We start from the raw sequence: 18,374 nt of genomic DNA, 5'->3' as shown, positions 1-18,374 counted from the left end.
CTGCCGTTGCAATTGATCAATCCCACCCCAGTCGAATAGTTCTCGAAAACCGCTGGTGAAGCCGACCCAAGCGTGATCGGCTCGGCAAAGCTCGAACCCGCCGAAGTGTTCACTGTCGCGGTATAAACGTTCGTCGGTTCCACCGGCGTCTCCCACGGGATCTGCAGGTTGATCTGACTGGCCGACACGTAAGTGAGTGGCGCATTCACACCGTTCACGCTTACCGTAACTCCGGAACTCGTGCTGGTCGCGAACGAACCCGTGGTGTTGTCGAACAACGAGCTATAAGTAGCGTCCGCGAGATTCGCCCCATAGAGCGACACCAGGCTGCCGGGGGAGACGACATCGGTCGATGATGCCGCATTGACCACGCCGCCCGGAGCTACGTTCGGCGTGGTCGCGCTAGCGATCGGGACCTGCTGATACACCCGGACATAATCGACCAGCATCTGCTGCGGGAAAGTCGTTCCCGTCGGCGGCCCCACCGGCGCGGGAGTCGACGAGCTTCCTACCGCGACGTTGAGGAGGAAGAAGAGCGGGTTGTTGTCGAACACCCAGCTTCCGTTCTGCGGGACATTCGAGGTCGTGACGGTCGAATAGAGATTGCCGTCAACCGAAAGCTGCACCATACCCGGCGACCATTGCATTTGAAACAGGTGGAAGTCGTCGCTGAACTTGCGTCCGTTCGGTAGGGTGTAGGATGCGGTGAGTCCTGTGCCCTGGTAGCCCGGTCCATGCAGTGTTCCATGGTTGGTCGACGCATCGTTATTTTGCACGCCGAAGTTCTCCATGATGTCGATCTCTCCGCAGCCCGGCCACGGGACGGTGGTGATGTCGCTGCCCAGAGTCCAGAACGCCGGCCAGATGCCCTGCGCGTAGGGAATCTTAATCCGCGCGACTGCCTTGCCGTAAGTGAACGAGTAGAGTCCCTGCGTCTTCATGCGCGCCGACGTGTAGGAGCCATTGCTGTTCAGAACTTGAATTACCAGGTGACCCTGACCGTCCATGTACGCGTTCTGAGTCGAGTTGGTGTAAACCTCCTGTTCGTTGTTTCCCCACCCGCCGCCTCCCAGGTCATAAGTCCACTTCGTCGGGTCCGGCGCGGTGTTCGCCGCTCCGTTGAATTCGTCGCTCCAGACCAGCTTCCAGCCGGTCGGCGCGCTCGATTGCGCCCACGCCATCCCGCACGTGAGTAGAAAAGTAAATGCAAGAGTAAGTCTCATAAGTTATTGCTTGTAAACAACTCCGTTCTTCATCACGAAATACACGCGTTCGAGTTCGCTGATGTCGCTAAGTGGATCGCCATGCACGGCCACGATATCAGCCGCCTTTCCAGCTTCGATGGCGCCTAATTTGTCCTGCTGTTCGAGCAAGTCCGCGGCGGCCAGAGTCGCTGACCGGATCGCTTCCATGGGCGGCATCCCGTAGCGAACCATATAACTGAATTCCTTAGCTGCGTTTACCGTCCATGGAAACCCTCCCACATCCGTGCCAAAGACAATTTTTACGTGCTTGGCGAGGCCTCGCCGGAAGGCCTGCTCTTCTAATTCGCGCATTTGCAGCCACACGGGTCCGCCCGTTTCGGCCCTCGCCTTGGCATCGTAGTCCGCGATGAAGATGGTCGGGCACCAGTAAGTCCCTTTGCGCACCATCTCGTCGAGTAAGTCGTCGGTGAATCCATCGCCGTGCTCGACGGAATCGACTCCCGCGCGCAGAGCGGCGGCAATTCCATCGGAACCGATCGCATGCGAAGCCACACGACGTCCCAGCCGGTGCGCTTCCTCCACAAGGGCGCGCGCTTCTTCGTCGGGGAAGTTAACCCAGGAGTGCAGGACGCCGTCCTTGACGTAATAACGACGGTCGGAATAATACTTGATCCAGTCGGCGCCGTACTTAACCTGTTCACGAACGGCCTTGCGGATGTTATCCACTCCGTCGACAATCTGAACGCCTTCGGGTAGCTTCAACTCCCAGGAGTAGCCGAGCAGCGGGTACATACCCGTCGGAGCGAATGCGCGCGTGGAGCAGAAGATGCGCGGGCCGGGGATGATCTGCCGTTCGATCGCGCGCTTCACGTCAACGTCGGCGTACATCGCGCCTTCCGTTTCCAAGTCGCGAATCGAGGTGAAGCCGTTCATCAATGCGGTACGCGCCGCCACCGTTGCGCGAATCGTGCGGTACGGAATCGACTCCTTCAAAAGCTGCTCGTCGTAATCGGCTGCCGTTACATCGCCTTGCAGCAGGATGTGCGTGTGCGCGTCGATCAATCCGGGCAGCACCGTCGATGAGCTGAGGTCGATCGTCGTCGCGTTGGGCGGCGACGTTACTCTTGCGCCGACCTGCGTGATCATCCCGTTCTCCACCACGATGGTCTGATCGCGCAGAACGCGGCCGGCACGGACATCCACCAGACGGCCCGCGTGGATCACGAGCGGCGCCGGTTTTTCGACAGCCGGCTGTGCAACCAGTACGACTGCGCCGAACCACAGTCCCAGCCAGATTCGCCCCCGCATGCGGACATTGTATGCGAGCGGGTAATATGAAAGCTCCCTTGCTAATCGACTGGCTCACAGCAATTGTCTATCTCGGCCTGTTGCTGGCCTGGGTTCCAGCCGCGTGGTCGATCAGCATTTTCCAGGCGGGTTCGCTGATTATCGCGAGTGTCGCCGTGGCATTCCGGTTTTTCCGTGACCCGATCGCCCGGCCCTCGTGGGACGTTTTGCTGGTCGCCGGACTGGCCGTGTGGGGTCCGCTGCAGATAGCTCTCGGGCAGTCGGTATATGCCTACGAGACGTGGAACGCGTCGCTGCAGTGGCTGACTTGTGCCGTGATCTACACGGTCGCGAAGTCGGCGCTCGATAACCGCGATACCCGGCAGCGGTTTCTCACCGTGCAGCTATGCGCCGGGACCCTGCTGGCCGTTGTCTCCATTCTGTTTCACTTCGGCTCAGGCAATCGGATCTACGGGATCTTCGAATCCCGCTACCCGGCCTACGGTCCGTTCGTGTACAAGAACCACTACGCGGCTTTCCTTGAGCTACTGATCCCGCTCGCGTTTTTCCGGATGACCACCGCGCGCCGCGCCCGCGGAGCTTACGCGATTGTGCTGGCGGCGTTAGTCGCGTGCGCGATCGCGAGCGTTTCCCGCGCCGGAGTGATCGTCGTGTTTCTCGAGCTCGCGGTGCTGGTGTTGATTACCGTGATTCGCAAACCGATGTCGATTCGCGGCATGCTGCAATTCGGTCTGCCGGTGATTGGACTCATGATCTTATTTGCGTTGATTGTGGGTCCCGACGCGATCTGGAACCGGTTTCACGAGGCGAATCCCTGGCAATACCGCGATCAGCTTGCGGCGTCCACCGTCGATATGATCAAGGCGCGTCCGGCAGCCGGATTCGGCCTCGGCAACTGGCGTGCGGTTTATCCGCAGTTCGCGACGATCGATATCACGCTGTTTGTGAACGAAGCGCATAGCGATTGGCTGCAATGGACGTCAGAGGGCGGCATCCCCTTCGCGGCCGCGCTGCTGCTGTTCGCCGGTTGGATGGGATGGCTCGCGTGGAAACATCCCTGGGGTTTAGGCGTCCCGGCCGTGTTCCTCCACTGCGCGGTCGATTACACGCTTCGACTACCCGCGCTCGCCGCCATGGTGTTTCTATACGCTGGAGCACTCGCCGCGACGAGCCGGAACAATCCCGAAGGGCAAACGGACACGGAACCTGGATACCGCGTGCTCGCGGTGCGAACCGTTCCGCAGTCATAGTTACTGCGCCGGTATATCTACTTCGTAAAGTGTGTCTGCCGGTGACAACTGCTTCACCAGGTTGATGCTGGCGTGCATTTCGCGGCAAGCATCCAACTGCCAGTCGGGGAAAAGGACACCCTCGGCCGCGCTTTCATAGAACAGGAACTTCGAGCCGGGATAAAAGAACTGCTTGCGATCCGCAAGTTGCACCGGAAACCAATCGCGCGCGAATGAGAGATTGAGTTCGACGGTATCCCCGCCGGAGGCGCGAAGCGCGTCTTCACGGCTCACTACAAAGTAGAGCCGGTTGCGAAGAGCCGGGTTATACCAATACACGGGAAATAAGTGAAAGCCCTGATCCACTAGGATCGGCAGATTGGGAAGCTCCGCGGCATTCATTTCAGGCGGCCATCGCGGGAGCTTGTGGACCGCTCGATAGTGGAGTACTCCGCCGCAGACTACCGAAGCGGCAAGGACCGCCATGGCAGCGAAACCCGCGCCCGGAACTCGTCTCGAGAACCATGCGCAAGCGTAGGTGAAGACCAGCGCCGCGCCAATGACATAGGAAAGCGTGTAACGCAGATTTACGGAGTGGGTCCAGTGTTCGAGTATCTTTTGGCAAACCGGCAACAGGAATAAGGCGGTAGCAGCTACCAGGTCGCTGACCGGTGGATAAGTTCCTTCGGTTAAACCACGGTTCGCAGGAACCCCGTTAACCATCCAAACGACGATGAGTACCGTCACAATCGGCGTTAACGAAGGGAGCAGCGGCAACTCCATAAGATGAAACAGCGACGCCATATGCCCCATTCCACCTGAGTTATGCGCCAAATAGCGCTGCGCCATGTGGATCATCGGCAGATAGACCAGTAAGACGGACGCGCCGGCAATCGCTGCGATCCAAAACAGGAAATCGATGCGTCGCGTGCGCCAGGTACGGTAGAGTTCGCCCACCCCGAGCGGCACGGCGATCAACACACCCATCACATTTGCTGAGACTACGGCGGCGAGGCTTAGGAAAATCCCGATGAGGCAAAGCCATCGTCGGCCCGACCATAGGTTCTGCCAACACAAGAGCGCGACGGCCGCGCAGCACATCACAATGGCATACGGACGCCCCTCGGTCGCGTAACCCTCCGCATCGGACTGAAAGACGAAGAGTACAGCGGTAAAGGCCCAGCATGTCCCCAGATAGCGGCGCACCAGGAAGAAGAGCGCCAGCGACATACCCCAGAAGGCGATCATCTCCGGCAGTCGCGTAGCGAAAGCGGTTGGTCCGAAAAGGGTCTGTGCGAAGTGCGCGCTTACTGCCGGCAACGGCGGATGCACCTCGGCGCCGCTCTGGGTGGCCTCCCATATTCGCGCGACCGGGAGCAGCGCGAGGAAGTGCGTGAAAAACTCGTCGTACCAGAGTGTCTTAAGAGAGCTCTGGACATACATTACGGCGAAGTAAATGATGCTCGCGACAACTAAAACGAGGGCTAGCCGCCGGTCGCAGAAGTCTTCGAAGGCGGCCGCTGCCGCGCGCCAGTCCGAGAACCCGATCCGCAGGTTGCGCCAGCCGGCACTTAGACGTTTCGAACCGGGCCTATTTAGTTTCGCTTCCACCTTCCCTTGATCGGCGAATCGCCTTGCGTGAACTTAGTAAGCGCCCTGGCCAAAAAAGACCGCGCGCGCCGTCCGGCTAAGAATGAAGATATCGAGCCAGAGCGACCAGTTGCGGATGTAGTAAGTGTCAAGCACTTCCTGCACTTCCAAATCGCCTTCGCTACGCGCCGAGATCTGCCATAATCCGGTCAGTCCGGGCCGTACCTTCACCCGCAGGTCGCGGAAGGCCGAAGGGAACTGGCGCATATGATAGCTCGGGAAAGGTCTCGGTCCCACCAGACTCATCTGCCCGATCAGGATATTCCAGAACTGGGGAAGTTCGTCAAGGCTGCTGCGCCGCAGGAAATGCCCGACACCCGGCAGTACTCGGGGATCTCTCCGCAACTTACAGTAGCGCTCCCACTCTTCGCGCGCTTCGCGGTTCTCTTCCAAATAGCGCTCCAGAATCGCATCGGCATCCGGATACATGGAGCGTAGTTTTAGGATGCGGATTGGCTTTCCGCCTTCACCCTCGCGCGCATGGAGGAAGAAAGGATTGTGCCGGCTGACCAGATAAATGCAAAGAGCGCAAATCAAAGTGATCGGGATCGCCAGCGGCATGAGCACCAGCACCGCCACTACATCCAATGCGCGTTTCAGGTAGCGATTGATGGGGAACAGCAGATTGTGCCGGAGTTCGAGCGCCAGAACGCCGCCCACATCCATCGGGCTCACCGGGATGCTGGCAACGCCCATCAGATTCGGGACCAGGAACACGTGGGGAAACACGACGGAAAGCTTTTCCAGTAACACCACCAACTGTTCGCCGGGCAATCCGGGCATCGCGAGAATCGCGTGCCGAATGTGCAAGGATCGCGCCAGCGGCTTGGCCAGAGCCAGATCTCCAATCAAGGGCACGCCCGAGATCTCACTCCGGCCATCGGTGAAGTCATCCAGGCAAGCCACCGGCTTCATCGCCATCTCGGGAGCCTGATGGAGTTTCTCGATGAGAAGCTCCGCGGTCTCACCGCTGCCGAGGATAACGACAGGCACCCCGAACCACGGCTTCTTCGCGGCCATTTGATGAACCCATGCGCGCGCCAGGGGAAGCAGCAGAATCGATAGTATCCACGAAGTAAAGAAGGCGCCGCGCGACTGGTAATCGGCGCCTTTAGTCATAAAAACCACCGTCGTCAACATCAGGTAGACGACGGAAACACCGCGCACCAATTTGCGCAAAAGTTCAACCGGACCGACGCCAACACCCGGATAAAGGTTTTCTGTGCCGAAAATGAGAATAAATAATGCGATCGCCGGCCAGAAATGCCGGTAAATGGGAGGGCTTCCGCGGTTTACATGCGACCAAATTTGAGAGCCGACGAAACCGGCCAGCGTAAGAGCCACAAGATCGGTCGCAAGCATGAGCGCGCGGCTCATCCACGGTGAAGTTTGCGGCCGGGTAACCGACTCAGAGATGGGCGCTGCCTGGGTGACAGTAGTGGCCATGGATCCGATGGACGATTAGAGAATTACGCTAGCTGCCTGTGTCACAACCGCTTCCTTACGGGCGCGGCTCTGTAACACACTAAATTTACTGAGCCGCCTAAACTTACCGAGCCGCGCACGTAGTAAGCGGTGCTTTCGGACTTCTGGCCGCTTACAACCGGCCCGTACACACGGGGATCCTTAACGCCGCGAGTTCGAGGATTGGATAGCGTTCTCATAGATTTGAACAAGCAGCCGGACGTTCAGGTCTCCTTGATAGTATCTCTCAAACGCCTGTCTCGCGTGTTTCCGTAACGTACAACAAAGCCCAGAATCGGAAGCTAGAAGCCGTACTTTGCGGCCTAAGTCTTTACTGTTACCTGACTGGAATAAGAGACCGTTGGTCCGATTACTTACAATTTCAGGCAATGCTCCGGCGTCGCTCGCAATTACCGGAAGTCCGCAGGCAAATGCCTCCACCACGTTGACCGGAAACATTTCATACCAGGTTGAAGGCTGAATGAGCGCCTTCGAGCTTTTCATCGCAGCGAGTACCTCCGCATGCGGAATTCGCCCCAGGTATTCCGCATTTTTAATGCTGCCGATTTGATCGAGCACAGCGGCTCGTAAAGGCCCGTCACCGGCGATTTTCAGCAGCGGCAAATCCGGCGATTCACGCCATGCGGCGAGAAGAATTTCGATACCCTTCTCGGGAGATAACCGCCCGGCGAACAGAAAAGTTTCTCCACCGTCGCCGAAACTCGGATCCGGATCGACGAAATTCGGCTTTAAAAATAACTTTTCCGGGGGTAATCCGCCCCGAAGGAATTTTTGCCGTGCGAATTCGTTCAAAACGATGAACGCATCCACCTGTCGGCTAAACGTTTGACGGAGCCGGTGAAAGCCCAGCATCGCCGCGATGCCCGCGGAGGCCGTCCGGCTCCCGCGATAACAAGCGTGGAGCACGCCCGGCCACGGCAGATGGCCGACGCAGTCTTCGCACGGCCGTCCATCGCGAAACAGCGTCGCCGCGGGACAGAGGAAACGGTAATTGTGCAGCGTCTGCACTACCGCTGCACCGGCCCGCCGCGCGGCGTAATAAACGGCGGGCGATAACAGTGGAAACGTGTTGTGGAAGTGGACCACAGCGGGGCGCTCGCGCGTGGCGGTCTCGTACACGCGCTGGTACGCGTCGCTGTTCCAGATGGTCGCGCGCGCAAGAGCGAGCGCCGACATCTCCTTCACGCGGTCGTTCGTTTCGGTCAATTCGACGACGGTGTGGCCGGCGTTGCGCAGAATCCCGGCTTCCGCGCGGAAGACCTGATCCTCGCCGCCGGGCTGTTGATAGAAGTTGTGGACCAGCAGAATCTTCATGCCGTTCGCGCGAACCGCATGGCGTCTTCGATTCGATCGACCACCCGTTCGGGCGTGATGGAAAGCGCGCGGTCCCGCGCACGGACGCGCATGCGGTCAAGCTGGTCGTCACCGGCTCTGAAGACCTCGCCAATCTTCTGCAAGAGCTTGGCGGCATCGCCGGCGGGGAACACCCAACCGGAAACCCCATCCTGCACTAATTCACTTACCGCCTGTGCGCCGGAACTGCCGAGCACCGGCATCGCGGAAGCCATCGCTTCGTTCACGACGACTCCCCATTCGTCCGCATCCGAAGGAAACACCAGCACTCCGGCATCCGCATAAACGCGAGGAAGATCCGCATACTCGATGTGCCCGAGGAACTTGACTCGCAGGTTCGGCGGGCAGGGAACCGCGGCGATCGCGTCCCTTCTCGGTCCCGTTCCCGCGATCCAAAACTCGATTGCCGTCGCGCTGTTCTCACGGGCCCAGCGCGCTAACACTTCGAGGAACGGCGCCACGCGTTTGACGCTGACCAGGCGTCCGGCGTACAGCAGTCTGCGCGCCGCCTCGGGCGATCTGACGAGCGGCACGCGCGCGAACCCATTGACATCGGCGGTCTGCGGCACTTCGAAAACGATCGGCGGCGGCACGCCAAACCGTTCGATATAGCGGCGGCCGCTGCGCCCATTCACGATCACCGCGTCGGCCCGATGCAGCAGCACGCGGCGGATCATGCGGCGAATTGCCCCGCGATGGCGCTCGCTTTCCGCCGACAGCGTGGCCCAGATCACCAGCTTCGCCGCCGGGTGCATTGCGCAATAAAGCGCGGCACTCAGCGTGCGAAAGCCCAACTCTCCGGAGATCACCACATCGGGACGAAAGCGCGCCAGTACGGCGAGGGTATCGAGCGGAAAGTGGGTGTCTTTGATCTCCTGTGGTGGCTCGCGCGGGCCGCCGGATCGTCGCGTATACGTTCGTTGAACCCGCACATCGAGTCCGCCGAATTCCGGTTTCCATAGCCGGTCGCCTTCCATCGTCGTGGAGAGGAAGATTCGCAGACTCCCTACGCGCCGCGCCAGTTCCCGAAACACCGGCAGCCGGTACGGTGGAATGAAGTTCGTCAACAGCGCGACGCGAAGCTGACGGCCATCGTTAGTCATTCGGGGCGCCGCGCCGCGCGTAGCGGATCGCGTCCACCAGCGGACCCACCACGGCATCGGGAGTTAAATCGATGACCTTCGCCCGCGCCAGCACGCGCATTTCATTAAGCTCGCTTTCCGTGGCCGCGAAGAAGCGGTCCAGAGCCGCATAGAGTTCGTCCTCATGGTCGGGACGGAAGATCCACCCGGTGCGGCCTTCCTCCACCAGTTCTTCAACCGCCTGCGCATACGCACTGCCGAGCACGGGAACCCCGGCGGCAAGAGCTTCGTTCACCACCAGACCCCATTCATCGGCCATGGTGGGGAAGATCAAAACGCCCGCCTCGGCGTACACGGCGGGAAGCTGATCGTAGGCCAGGTCGCCAAGGAACCGCAGCTGAAGCTGGGGCGGCAAACCCGCGCGCTCGATCGGCCCGCGTTCCGGACCGTCACCGGCGATCACCACTTCGGCCGTGCGGTCCGGATGCGCTTCCAGCCAGCGGGCCAGCACGCGCAGAAACGGAAGCACGCACTTGCGCTCCACCAAACGTCCGGAGTACAGCATCCGATGCGCCGCCGGACCCGTTCGCATCAACGGCACGCGCGCAAAAGCGGCGACATCGGTGGTCGTGAAAACGAGAAAAATGCTAGCGGGGTTGACGCCGAAACTTTGCAGATAGCGGGCGCCGCTATGTCCGTTCACGACCAGCGCGTCGGCGATGTGCAGCAGCGATTTGCGCAGGAATTCCCGCACGCGGCCGCGATCCTGTTCGGTGCATTCGGAAAGCGTTCCCCAGATGATGAGCCGCGTGCGCCGGTCGATCAGCCGGTAGATCGCGGCGCTGATGGTGCGGAATCCAAACTCGCCGGAGATGACCACATCCGGACGGTAGCGGCCCAACTCCGGAATCGTATCGTACGGGAAATGCGTGTAGACCGTCTCGGTGAAACCCTTCGGGTGCCGCCAGGTACGCGACCGCGTAATGCACTTTTGAACGATGACGTCCAGTGCGCCGAAGTTCGGCTCCCACGTGCGATTCGCTTCCGAGCGCGTCGAAATCAAAACCCGCAATTGCGCCACGCGGCGCGCGAGCGATTCGTAAATCGGCAGCCGGTACGGAGGAATGAAGTTGGTGAGGAGAGCGACGCGCCACGACGGCGGGGTAGCGGGTTGGAGTACGCTTGCCGTTGCCAGATGGTCCCGTACGAATTATAAACGTCCGCGTGGTTCTGAAAATCCGAGCCGCGACAACAAAGAGTTGGTCTGTTACCGAGTGGCATGATCCTTCGGTTCACAACCAAAGATGAAAAGGTAGCCGTACAGCCCCACTCCGAGCCCGACCGAAAGGGAGGGTCCGTCGCTGTCAGCCGCGGGTAGCTTTCCTGGAAGTGCGTGCGCGCACTCCCCTGATCACAAAATGCCATGGGTGGCAGATTCCGGCTTCGTTAGTGATAGCCAGCAGTGAAGGAATGCCGCGCATTTGTTCGCTCCGGCGGAGAGCGCTCCGAAACCGCCATCCCGAACAGCCTTTCTTATACAGCGCAGTTTTAGGACACCATCGCTTACCCGCGAACCTTTGAGATAGAACCCTTTAAGATGGAGAAGGATGCGTGCGAGTTCCAATTCGAGTTTCTCCGCGCCGAAGCCGCGCGTCGCCATCCTTTTCTGGGAAGGGCATCTCGCGCTCTCCCCCAGCATGCTGGGCGCCCTGCGCCTGCTGGCCGAGCACGGCTACGATGCCGATATTTTCATGCGCGGGGGCGATTCGGAAATGCCCGAGCTGGGAACTATGCCGGAAGGCGTTCGCATCATCAAGAGCAATGCGGCCGGGAAGCTGCGCAAGGTTTATCCGGATCAGAAGCGGCGCTTTCGATTCGCGGGTCCGCTCGGCGTGCTGCTCTACCTTGGCTTTGTTTTGTCGCGAACGCGCCACGAGCGTTACGATGCGCTGTTCGGCGTGGATCCTGCCGGAGGTGTCTGCGCTTTGGTGCTCGCCACACTTCGACGAGTGCCGCTTTTCTTCTGGTCGCTGGAACTCAGTTTCGCTTCCGAGATTCGGAGCCCGCTCAAGCGCGTGCTGAAATCGCTGGAACGAATCGCCTGCCGGAAAGCCCGGTGGATTATCGTGCAGGACCCCTTGCGAGCCCGCGCATTGATCGAGGAAAACCGTCCGGGTCACGCGCGCGTTCTTCTGGTGCCGAATTCCCCGATGGGCGCGGGTCGCGTTCGGACCACCGATTATCTGCATCGCTACCTGGGACTTCCCAGCGATCGCAAAATCCTTCTGCATGCCGGAATGATGGATCCCGGAGTTCTGTGTCTCGAACTTGCGCAAGCCGCCGGCAGTTGGCCCGAACCCTATGCTCTGGTGCTGAACGCCGGTTTCCGCCGCAGCCCGGATGAGCCTTATGTTCGCCGCCTTCTGGAAATCGACAGCCCGCGCGTCCACGTGAAATTGGAACCCGCGCCGGAGGATGAACTGGACGATTTGATCGCGTCCGCGCGCTTCGGTCTCGCCGTTTACGCCGAAAGCTACGGTCCGAATTACACCCTCATTGTCAGCGCGTCCGGCAAGCTTCCGAGCTATCTGCGCAACGGCGTCCCGGTCATCTGTCAGGATTTCCCGGGCATGCGCGAGATGATTGAAGGTTACGGATGCGGCGTGGTGGTGCGGAACATCGATGAAATCCCGTCGGCCATCGCGCGCATGGAACAGGATTATGAAGGTTACCGACAGCGCGCGCTCGCGTGCTACACACGCGAGTATGAGTTCTCGCGCCACTTCCGGAAAGTCTTGGATGCTCTTGCGGCTGAGATCGGCCCCGCTGCTTCCGTTTCGCCCGTCGAGCCTGTGCGGCTCGACCGCGAGCGGGAGACCGTGAGCGATGCCGCATGAGATGATTTCCGCAGCCGGTGAACTGCTGGCGGTGCTGGTCACGAAGGAAACTGAATTTCACGAGACGACTTTCGTTAGCGATCCTGCCGCGCCTTTGCAACTCGGGTTTATCGTTTATGGCGCCGGCGAGACACTCCCGCGTCATGTTCACGTTCCGGTGAGGCGCTCGCTGGGCGTCACCTGCGAGTTTGTTTCGGTTCGCAAAGGATCGTGCGCGATCGATATCTACGACGACGCAAAGCAGTTGATCGCCACGCGCGAGCTGCGCGAAGGCGATGCGGTGCTGCTGCTGGCGGGCGGCCACGGTTTCCACATGCGCGAAGACACCGTGCTCACCGAGGTGAAGCAAGGCCCGTATTTTGGCGAAGGGGAGAAGCAGCTGTTTTGATGATTCCGGTCAGCGAACCCTGGTTCACGCCGGAGGACGCCGCGCGTGTCGCCGCCTGCGTGAGCAGCGGCTGGGTGTCGTCCACGGGCCCGGCAGTCAAACAGTTCGAAGCGGCCTGGGCGGAGTATATCGGGCGCCGGTTTGGGATCGCGATGTCCAGCGGGACAACCGCTTTGCAAGCGTCCGTCGCGGCTTTGAATCTGGCGCCCGGCGACGAGGTGATCCTCCCTACGTTCACGATTATTCCGTGTGCGCTGGCCGCGATCTATAACGGCGCGGTTCCCGTTCTGGTGGACAGCGATCCGAAAACCTGGTGCATGGACGTGAGCGCGATCGAGGCGAAGATTACGCCGCGCACGCGAGCCATCATGCCGGTCCACATCTATGGGCACCCGGTCGACATGGAGCCTCTACTCGCCATCGCCGCGGCGCACAACCTGGCCGTGATTGAAGACGCCGCCGAAGCGCATGGCGCAAGGTATCGCATGAGGAACGGCGATTGGGCGCGCTGCGGAAGCTTCGGACGTGTGAGCTGCTTCAGCTTCTACGCCAACAAGTTGATTGCGACCGGTGAGGGCGGGATGGCTCTGACTGACGATCCGGACCTCGCCGCGCGCCTCGCATCCTTGCGCGATCTTTGTTTTATCCCCGGCGAGCGGTTTCGCCACGAAGCGACCGGATTCAATTTCCGGTTGACGAACATGCAGGCTGCGCTGGGCCTCGGACAAATCGAGCGGACGGAAGAACTCTTACGCCGCAAACGCGCGATGGCCGGCCTTTACCGCGAAGAGCTTGACGGATTGCCGTTGCAACTAGCTGCGGAAGAACCGTGGGCATCGAGCAGTTTCTGGATGTTCGGAATCGTGCTCGATGATTCCGTTCCGTTCGACGCGGCGGAGATGGCGCGCCGGTTGCGCTGCTGCGAGATCGAAACGCGCCCGTTCTTTCTCGGGATGCACCAGCAGCCGGCACTGCTGAAGCGCGGCTTATTCGCCGGTGAGAGGTATCCGGTCGCGGAACGGCTCGCTCGCCGCGGCTTATATCTGCCATCGGGACTCGGCAGTTCTGCGAGCGATTTCAGGCGCGTAGCGAAAGCCGTTCGCGGAGCTCTCGAACGTGCCTGAACTTTTCGGTCCCGCCTATGCCGCTCTCTACGACTCGCTCTATGCCGCGAAAGATTATGCGGGCGAATCGCGTCTGATCCAACGCGTCTTGAACGAATACGGATCGTTCCCGGCCCACCGCGTACTCGACCTCGGGTGTGGGTCCGGTAGGCACGCCGTCGAACTGGCGAAGCTTGGCTACTGCGTCACCGGCGTCGATCGTTCTGCCGCCATGCTGGCTGAAGCCGAACGCAAGGGCGTTCGTCTGATTCAAAGCGATCTGAAAGAACTGGAGCTGGAAGAGACGTTCGATGCCGCGATCATGATGTTCGCCGTGCTTGGCTATCAACTGACCAACGACGATGTTGACGCTGCCTTGCGCGCGGCTCACCGTCATCTGCGGCCCGGAGCGTTGCTGATCTTCGATTGCTGGTACGGCCCCGCGGTTCTGGCGCAGAAGCCGTCGGACCGCACAATCGTTGTAGATACATCCAATGGACCCATTACGCGGCGATCGACCGCAACGCTCGATGTGTGTCGCCGCGTTTGCAATGTTACGTTCCATATCGATCCGGATCTAACGGAAACCCACACCGTCCGTTACTTCTTTGCGGACGAGATCCTTCGTTTCGTAAAAAGCGCGGGATTCGACCTGTTGCGCTTCGGCGCGTTTCCGGAGTTCGATCGCGATCCCGGACCGGACACCTGGAACGTGATGGCCGTGGCGCGTTCCTGAGCATGCTGCTGCTGCTGGTGGTCTGGTGTCTTCTAGCTGCGTGCTGCGCCCCGATCGGCGCCGCGATCTTGCGCGTGTCGCACGCGGAAGCGAGCTTCGAGGAAGACCCACTGGACTACGGGATCCTATCCATCTGGCTGGGACTGCTCGCCGTCGGCTGCGTGTTCCTCGCGCTGGCTCTCGTGATTCCGCTATCGCCCTGGTGCGCGCTGCTTCCGCTGGCCGCTGCAGCGCTGCTTTTGTCGCGCGAGCCGTTGCGTTCGTCGGTGCTGCGGCCCATCCCGTCGCCGCTCGCCATCGCCTGCGTCCTGACGATCCTCGGCCTGGCCTATCACGGCTCAACCGTTCTCGTGGACGCTTATGACACCGGCCTTTACCACCAGCAGGCCATCTCGTGGCTGTCGCATTTCGGTCTGGTGAAAGGCCTCACGTGGCTGCACTTCCGGCTGGGCTGGCCATCGTCTTGGTTCGCGCTCGCCGCGGTTCTCAACCACGGCCCAATCGAAGGGCGGGGAAGCGGCATGGTCGGCGAATTTGCCATCGTTCTCGTACTGGTTCATTTCCTGGGCAAGCTGTACCGCGTCACAGCGGCACTCATGCGCCCGGCGGACTGGTATCTGCTCGCCGCTTATCCGATTCTATTGGCGGCTGCGTGGTATTGGCACTTCGATCTCTCCAGCGGCACCGATGTTCCGGGATGGACCTTGACTGTATTGATCGGGTGGACCGCGCTTATCGTTTCTAAACCGCAACCAAATGCCCGCGCTTTCTTGCTGCCGATGATCGTCGCGGCGCTCGCTGTAGCATGCAAGCTTACGGTACTCCCGCTCATCCCCGCCGGAGTGCTGTTCGCAATCGCTCACGCGAAAGGGCGCTGGTGGAATCGCGAGTGGATCACCCTCGGCGCAGCCGCCGTAGCTGTGCCCGTGCTCACGCTTGGCGCCGCGAACCTGATCATCAGCGGTTGTCCGATGTACCCTTCGACGCTCGGTTGCCTGACGACCTCGTGGAGTATTCCTGTTGCGATGGCTCAATATGTCACTTCCGATATTCGCGATGCTTCGCGCTGGCTGGGAATCCCCGGAAGCGAGATTCACGGCTACCGGTGGCTCGCTTACTGGGTGATTCAGAAGGAAAAACTGGCGGCGGTCTTGGTCACGATCGTAGCCACGGTTGTGGTTCTACTCCGTTATCGACGCGGTCGCCGCGAATGTTGCTGGATGTTGCTATTCGGCTATGCGGGACTGGCAATGATTGCGGTGAATGCGCCGAATCTGCGCTACGGGTTGGGATTCTTTCTGCTATTTCCGGCAGCGCTTGCGGCGGCTGTCCTTCCGGTTCGTGAATGGAGGCTGCCCCGTTTACGAGCGATGCTCGCGCCCTGTTTCGCCATCGTGATTACCGCCGGCATACTAGTGACCAACCGCGCCGATCGGATAGCCTCCTCGAACCAACCTTGGCTCTTACCTGCGGCGCTCCCCTCCGGTGAAGGGCAACTCACCCACATCTACAACCGCTATGAGAATCGCCAGGTCCCGATTCATTTCCTCTGGCGCACGCTCAACAACTTTCATTTCCGGCTCACCTTCCCCGTCGACCAATGCTGGGACCTTCCGCTCCCATGCACACCCTTCGTTCTCGATGAAAACTTCCGTCTGGCTGACCCGGCGCGAGGCTTGGCCGCGGGCTTCGTTTCGATTCCGCGCTCCCAACCGAAACAGCTTGGGCCGCACCTGGCGCAATGAGAGTCCGCCCCCAAACACGTGGACTGGTATTGAGCGCGACGTTCGTGCTGTACAACGTTCTGGTCGGGCTATGCGCGCTGCGGCACCAGCCGTGGTTTGACGAAGCGCAGTCTTGGCTACTCGCGCGCGATCTGAGTTTTGGCCAACTCGTGTTTCACCAGATGCGCTACGAGGGATCGCCCGCGCTGTGGCCCGCGCTGCTAATGCTGCTGCAGCGGCTGGGTCTCGCCTATCATGCCCTGAATCTTGTCAGCGCTTTGATCGGCGTGATCGGAATCGGCTTGTTTCTCTGGCTGTCGCCCTTGCCGCTTCCCTTCAAAGCGCTCTTTCCGTTCTGTTACTTTCCGCTCTTTCAGTTTTCGGTAATTGCGCGCAGTTATGTACTCTATCTGCCGCTACTTTGCGTGATCGCGTACCTTTTCCCCCGCCGTGTAAATCGTCCCGCGGTCTATTGGCTGTTACTCGGTCTGCTCGCGAACGTAAGTCTTCATGGCGCACTTGTTGCCGGCGTGCTCTTTTGCGAGTGGATCTGGACGGTCGGCCGCGAGGGCAAGCGCAAGCCGGTTTTCTGGACATTTCTGGGCGCCACGGTCGTACTCTACGGGCTGCTTTTTCTACAGCTGCGTTTCCCGCCCGATTTGCTCTCGCAATTTACACCCGTTAGTCTGACGACGCGCGTCCTTCGCATGTGTCAGCAAATCCGCGAGGCATCCTTCGGCGGCATCGGCGGCAACGCAAACAAGGCGATCGGATTGTTGTGCGCCCTCGCCGTGATGGCGATTTCGGCGCGCTGGTTTCATCGAGCCGGCACGTTTTGGCTGTTTGGCGGCCTGATGACTCCACTGCTTCTACTAGCTCTAGTTCGCGCGACTTACTGGCACGCTGGAGTTATCTTCCTCGTATGGATCTTTACTCTCTGGATTTCGTATGCCAAAGTACAAATTTTTGGCAAACCACTAAGTGTCGCGATTGCCGCCGTATTCGCGGTTCAGATTGCATTCGGCGTGGAATCGGTCCATTTCCAGCTAACCCATGTATTCTCGGGTAGTAAGGCCGCGGCAGCTTATCTGAAACAGACCGGTACTCAAAACCTCTTCGCAGTCGCCCCCGAATCGTTCGCCGTTCAACCTTACTTCGACCGGAATCTCTTTGCTATCCAGGAAAGCGGGCGGAAGGCAGCGTTCTATCCGTGGACCACTGCGCTGGATCACGACCGTTTGACGGGCCTGGGTACACAAAAGCCTGACCGCATCGTTTTCCGCTATGGCAATCCCGCCAGCGAAGACACTTTAACTCAGCTGCGAGCCCGCGGATACTGCGAAGAGCGGCGCTTCCCCGGTTCCATCTGGTGGAAGAACGCCGTACTCGAGCCCGACACCTTCGTGATCCTGTCCCCGTGTAAGTGGCGCTGAACTTGCTATCCGGATACTGGAGGATCTATCTATGGCCGACGACGAGCAGCGTTTAAACCAGCTCAAACAAAAATATCAAACGGTACTTACCGCGATTCAGTCCCAGGGGATCGAATTGGAGCACCTGCATGTTCAGGATAATAAGCTTTTCCTGCAGGGGAAGGCGCCGTCCGAACAAGCCAAGAACAACGCGTGGAACGCGATCAAAGCAGTGGACCCGACCTACTCGGATTTGACCGCGGAGTTTGACGTTGACGCGGCTGCTGCCACTGCAGCGCCCGCTCCCGATCCGTCGGTTAGAGAAGATACTTATACAGTCAAGCCGGGAGACAGCCTTTCTAAAATCAGCCAGGAATTTTACGGTCACCCGGGAGCCTATAAAAGAATCTTCGAGGCGAACCGCGACCAGTTGAGAGATCCGGACCACATTCGCGCCGGTCAGACTCTGAAGATACCGTTATAGAGGCTTCACCTCACGCGCCGGCGAGTTCAGTGCGAACCAGATTCACAACCTCATCCGGTGCTGGAAGGTGCCCGCTTTTCTGCTTTGAGTAGATCTTGCGGCCGTTGACGATCACGTCCAGCGATCCTGGATGGCCTATGCGCAGCCGGGTCGGCACACCCAATTCAGCTTCGATACGGGTTTTGAGGCTCACGGCCTCAGCTTTGATATCGCCTCAAAAGAAACATCGTTTCATCTCAACGGTCATAGGCTCAGTATACGCTCGTAGGCTACTTGTAGCCAAGAAACGGATACCGAGTAGGAACGGTGCATTTTGGG

Annotated in this window: 16 protein-coding genes; 8 read left to right on the top strand and 8 right to left on the bottom strand. The window is 59.9% G+C overall.

All coding sequences use genetic code 11. The features are described from left to right. Together H1Y01_RS07680 and H1Y01_RS07675 are read right to left on the bottom strand one after the other, a co-directional pair. Positions 1–1,223 (bottom strand): family 16 glycosylhydrolase (locus tag H1Y01_RS07680; RefSeq protein WP_180539857.1); only part of this gene is annotated, 1,223 nt, incomplete at its 3' end. Between the two features lie 3 nt (positions 1,224–1,226). Continuing rightward, complete coding sequence (locus H1Y01_RS07675) at positions 1,227–2,513, bottom strand: amidohydrolase family protein (protein WP_180539856.1); 1,287 nt, start codon at positions 2,511–2,513, stop codon at positions 1,227–1,229. Between the two features lie 26 nt (positions 2,514–2,539). On the opposite strand from H1Y01_RS07675, the gene H1Y01_RS07670 reads away from it, so the two are divergent. Next, complete coding sequence (locus tag H1Y01_RS07670) at positions 2,540–3,763, top strand: O-antigen ligase family protein (RefSeq protein ID WP_180539855.1); 1,224 nt, start codon at positions 2,540–2,542, stop codon at positions 3,761–3,763. On the opposite strand, the gene H1Y01_RS07665 is transcribed toward H1Y01_RS07670, so the two are convergent. The 5 genes from H1Y01_RS07665 to H1Y01_RS07645 all read right to left on the bottom strand — a co-directional run bounded on the left by H1Y01_RS07665 (position 3,764) and on the right by H1Y01_RS07645 (position 10,375). Continuing rightward, the gene (locus tag H1Y01_RS07665; protein WP_180539854.1) at positions 3,764–5,353 is read right to left on the bottom strand and encodes a glycosyltransferase family 39 protein; all 1,590 of its coding nucleotides are present in this window, start codon (positions 5,351–5,353) and stop codon (positions 3,764–3,766) included. A gap of 33 nt (positions 5,354–5,386) precedes the next feature. Continuing rightward, complete coding sequence (locus tag H1Y01_RS07660) at positions 5,387–6,838, bottom strand: exopolysaccharide biosynthesis polyprenyl glycosylphosphotransferase (protein ID WP_180539853.1); 1,452 nt, start codon at positions 6,836–6,838, stop codon at positions 5,387–5,389. Between the two features lie 180 nt (positions 6,839–7,018). Next, positions 7,019–8,191, bottom strand: a complete 1,173-nt coding sequence (locus tag H1Y01_RS07655) for a glycosyltransferase family 4 protein (protein ID WP_180539852.1) — start codon at positions 8,189–8,191, stop codon at positions 7,019–7,021. Next, positions 8,188–9,333: a glycosyltransferase family 4 protein gene (locus H1Y01_RS07650; RefSeq protein WP_180539851.1), complete on the bottom strand. Its 1,146-nt coding sequence runs from the start codon at positions 9,331–9,333 to the stop codon at positions 8,188–8,190. Before H1Y01_RS07650 ends, H1Y01_RS07655 begins: the two co-directional genes overlap by 4 nt. Next, positions 9,326–10,375 (bottom strand): glycosyltransferase family 4 protein, encoded by a 1,050-nt coding sequence (locus H1Y01_RS07645; protein WP_219341364.1) that lies wholly within the window; start codon positions 10,373–10,375, stop codon positions 9,326–9,328. Before H1Y01_RS07645 ends, H1Y01_RS07650 begins: the two co-directional genes overlap by 8 nt. 544 nt (positions 10,376–10,919) lie before the next feature. Between H1Y01_RS07645 and H1Y01_RS07640 the strand changes: the two genes are divergently transcribed. Genes H1Y01_RS07640 through H1Y01_RS07610 form a run of 7 tightly spaced genes read left to right on the top strand, consistent with a single transcriptional unit; the run spans position 10,920 to position 18,056 of the window. Beyond that, entirely contained in the window at positions 10,920–12,209 is a 1,290-nt protein-coding gene (locus H1Y01_RS07640; protein WP_180539849.1) for a glycosyltransferase, read from the top strand. 1 nt (position 12,210) lies between these two features. Next, complete coding sequence (locus tag H1Y01_RS07635; RefSeq protein WP_180539848.1) at positions 12,211–12,597, top strand: hypothetical protein; 387 nt, start codon at positions 12,211–12,213, stop codon at positions 12,595–12,597. Then, positions 12,597–13,721, top strand: coding sequence for a DegT/DnrJ/EryC1/StrS family aminotransferase (locus H1Y01_RS07630; protein ID WP_180539847.1), 1,125 nt, complete (start codon positions 12,597–12,599; stop codon positions 13,719–13,721). Before H1Y01_RS07635 ends, H1Y01_RS07630 begins: the two co-directional genes overlap by 1 nt. Next, positions 13,714–14,436 (top strand): class I SAM-dependent DNA methyltransferase, encoded by a 723-nt coding sequence (locus H1Y01_RS07625; RefSeq protein ID WP_180539846.1) that lies wholly within the window; start codon positions 13,714–13,716, stop codon positions 14,434–14,436. The genes H1Y01_RS07630 and H1Y01_RS07625 overlap by 8 nt, the downstream gene beginning before the upstream one ends. A 2-nt stretch (positions 14,437–14,438) precedes the next feature. After that, positions 14,439–16,181, top strand: coding sequence for an LIC_10190 family membrane protein (locus tag H1Y01_RS07620; protein ID WP_180539845.1), 1,743 nt, complete (start codon positions 14,439–14,441; stop codon positions 16,179–16,181). Beyond that, positions 16,178–17,593, top strand: a complete 1,416-nt coding sequence (locus H1Y01_RS07615) for a hypothetical protein (protein WP_180539844.1) — start codon at positions 16,178–16,180, stop codon at positions 17,591–17,593. Before H1Y01_RS07620 ends, H1Y01_RS07615 begins: the two co-directional genes overlap by 4 nt. A 31-nt stretch (positions 17,594–17,624) precedes the next feature. After that, a complete protein-coding gene (locus tag H1Y01_RS07610) occupies positions 17,625–18,056 on the top strand; it encodes a LysM peptidoglycan-binding domain-containing protein (protein WP_180539843.1) in 432 nt (143 codons plus the stop codon). Between the two features lie 10 nt (positions 18,057–18,066). On the opposite strand, the gene H1Y01_RS07605 is transcribed toward H1Y01_RS07610, so the two are convergent. Beyond that, positions 18,067–18,249, bottom strand: coding sequence for an Rdx family protein (locus H1Y01_RS07605; protein ID WP_180539842.1), 183 nt, complete (start codon positions 18,247–18,249; stop codon positions 18,067–18,069). Positions 18,250–18,374: the final 125 nt, after the last annotated feature.

Source organism: Nevskia soli (assembly GCF_903970205.1).
Taxonomy (GTDB): Bacteria; Acidobacteriota; Terriglobia; order Bryobacterales; family Bryobacteraceae; genus Bog-113.
The sequence above is the reverse complement of the archived record's forward strand: the minus strand, read 5'-3'. Positions and strand labels throughout refer to the sequence as shown.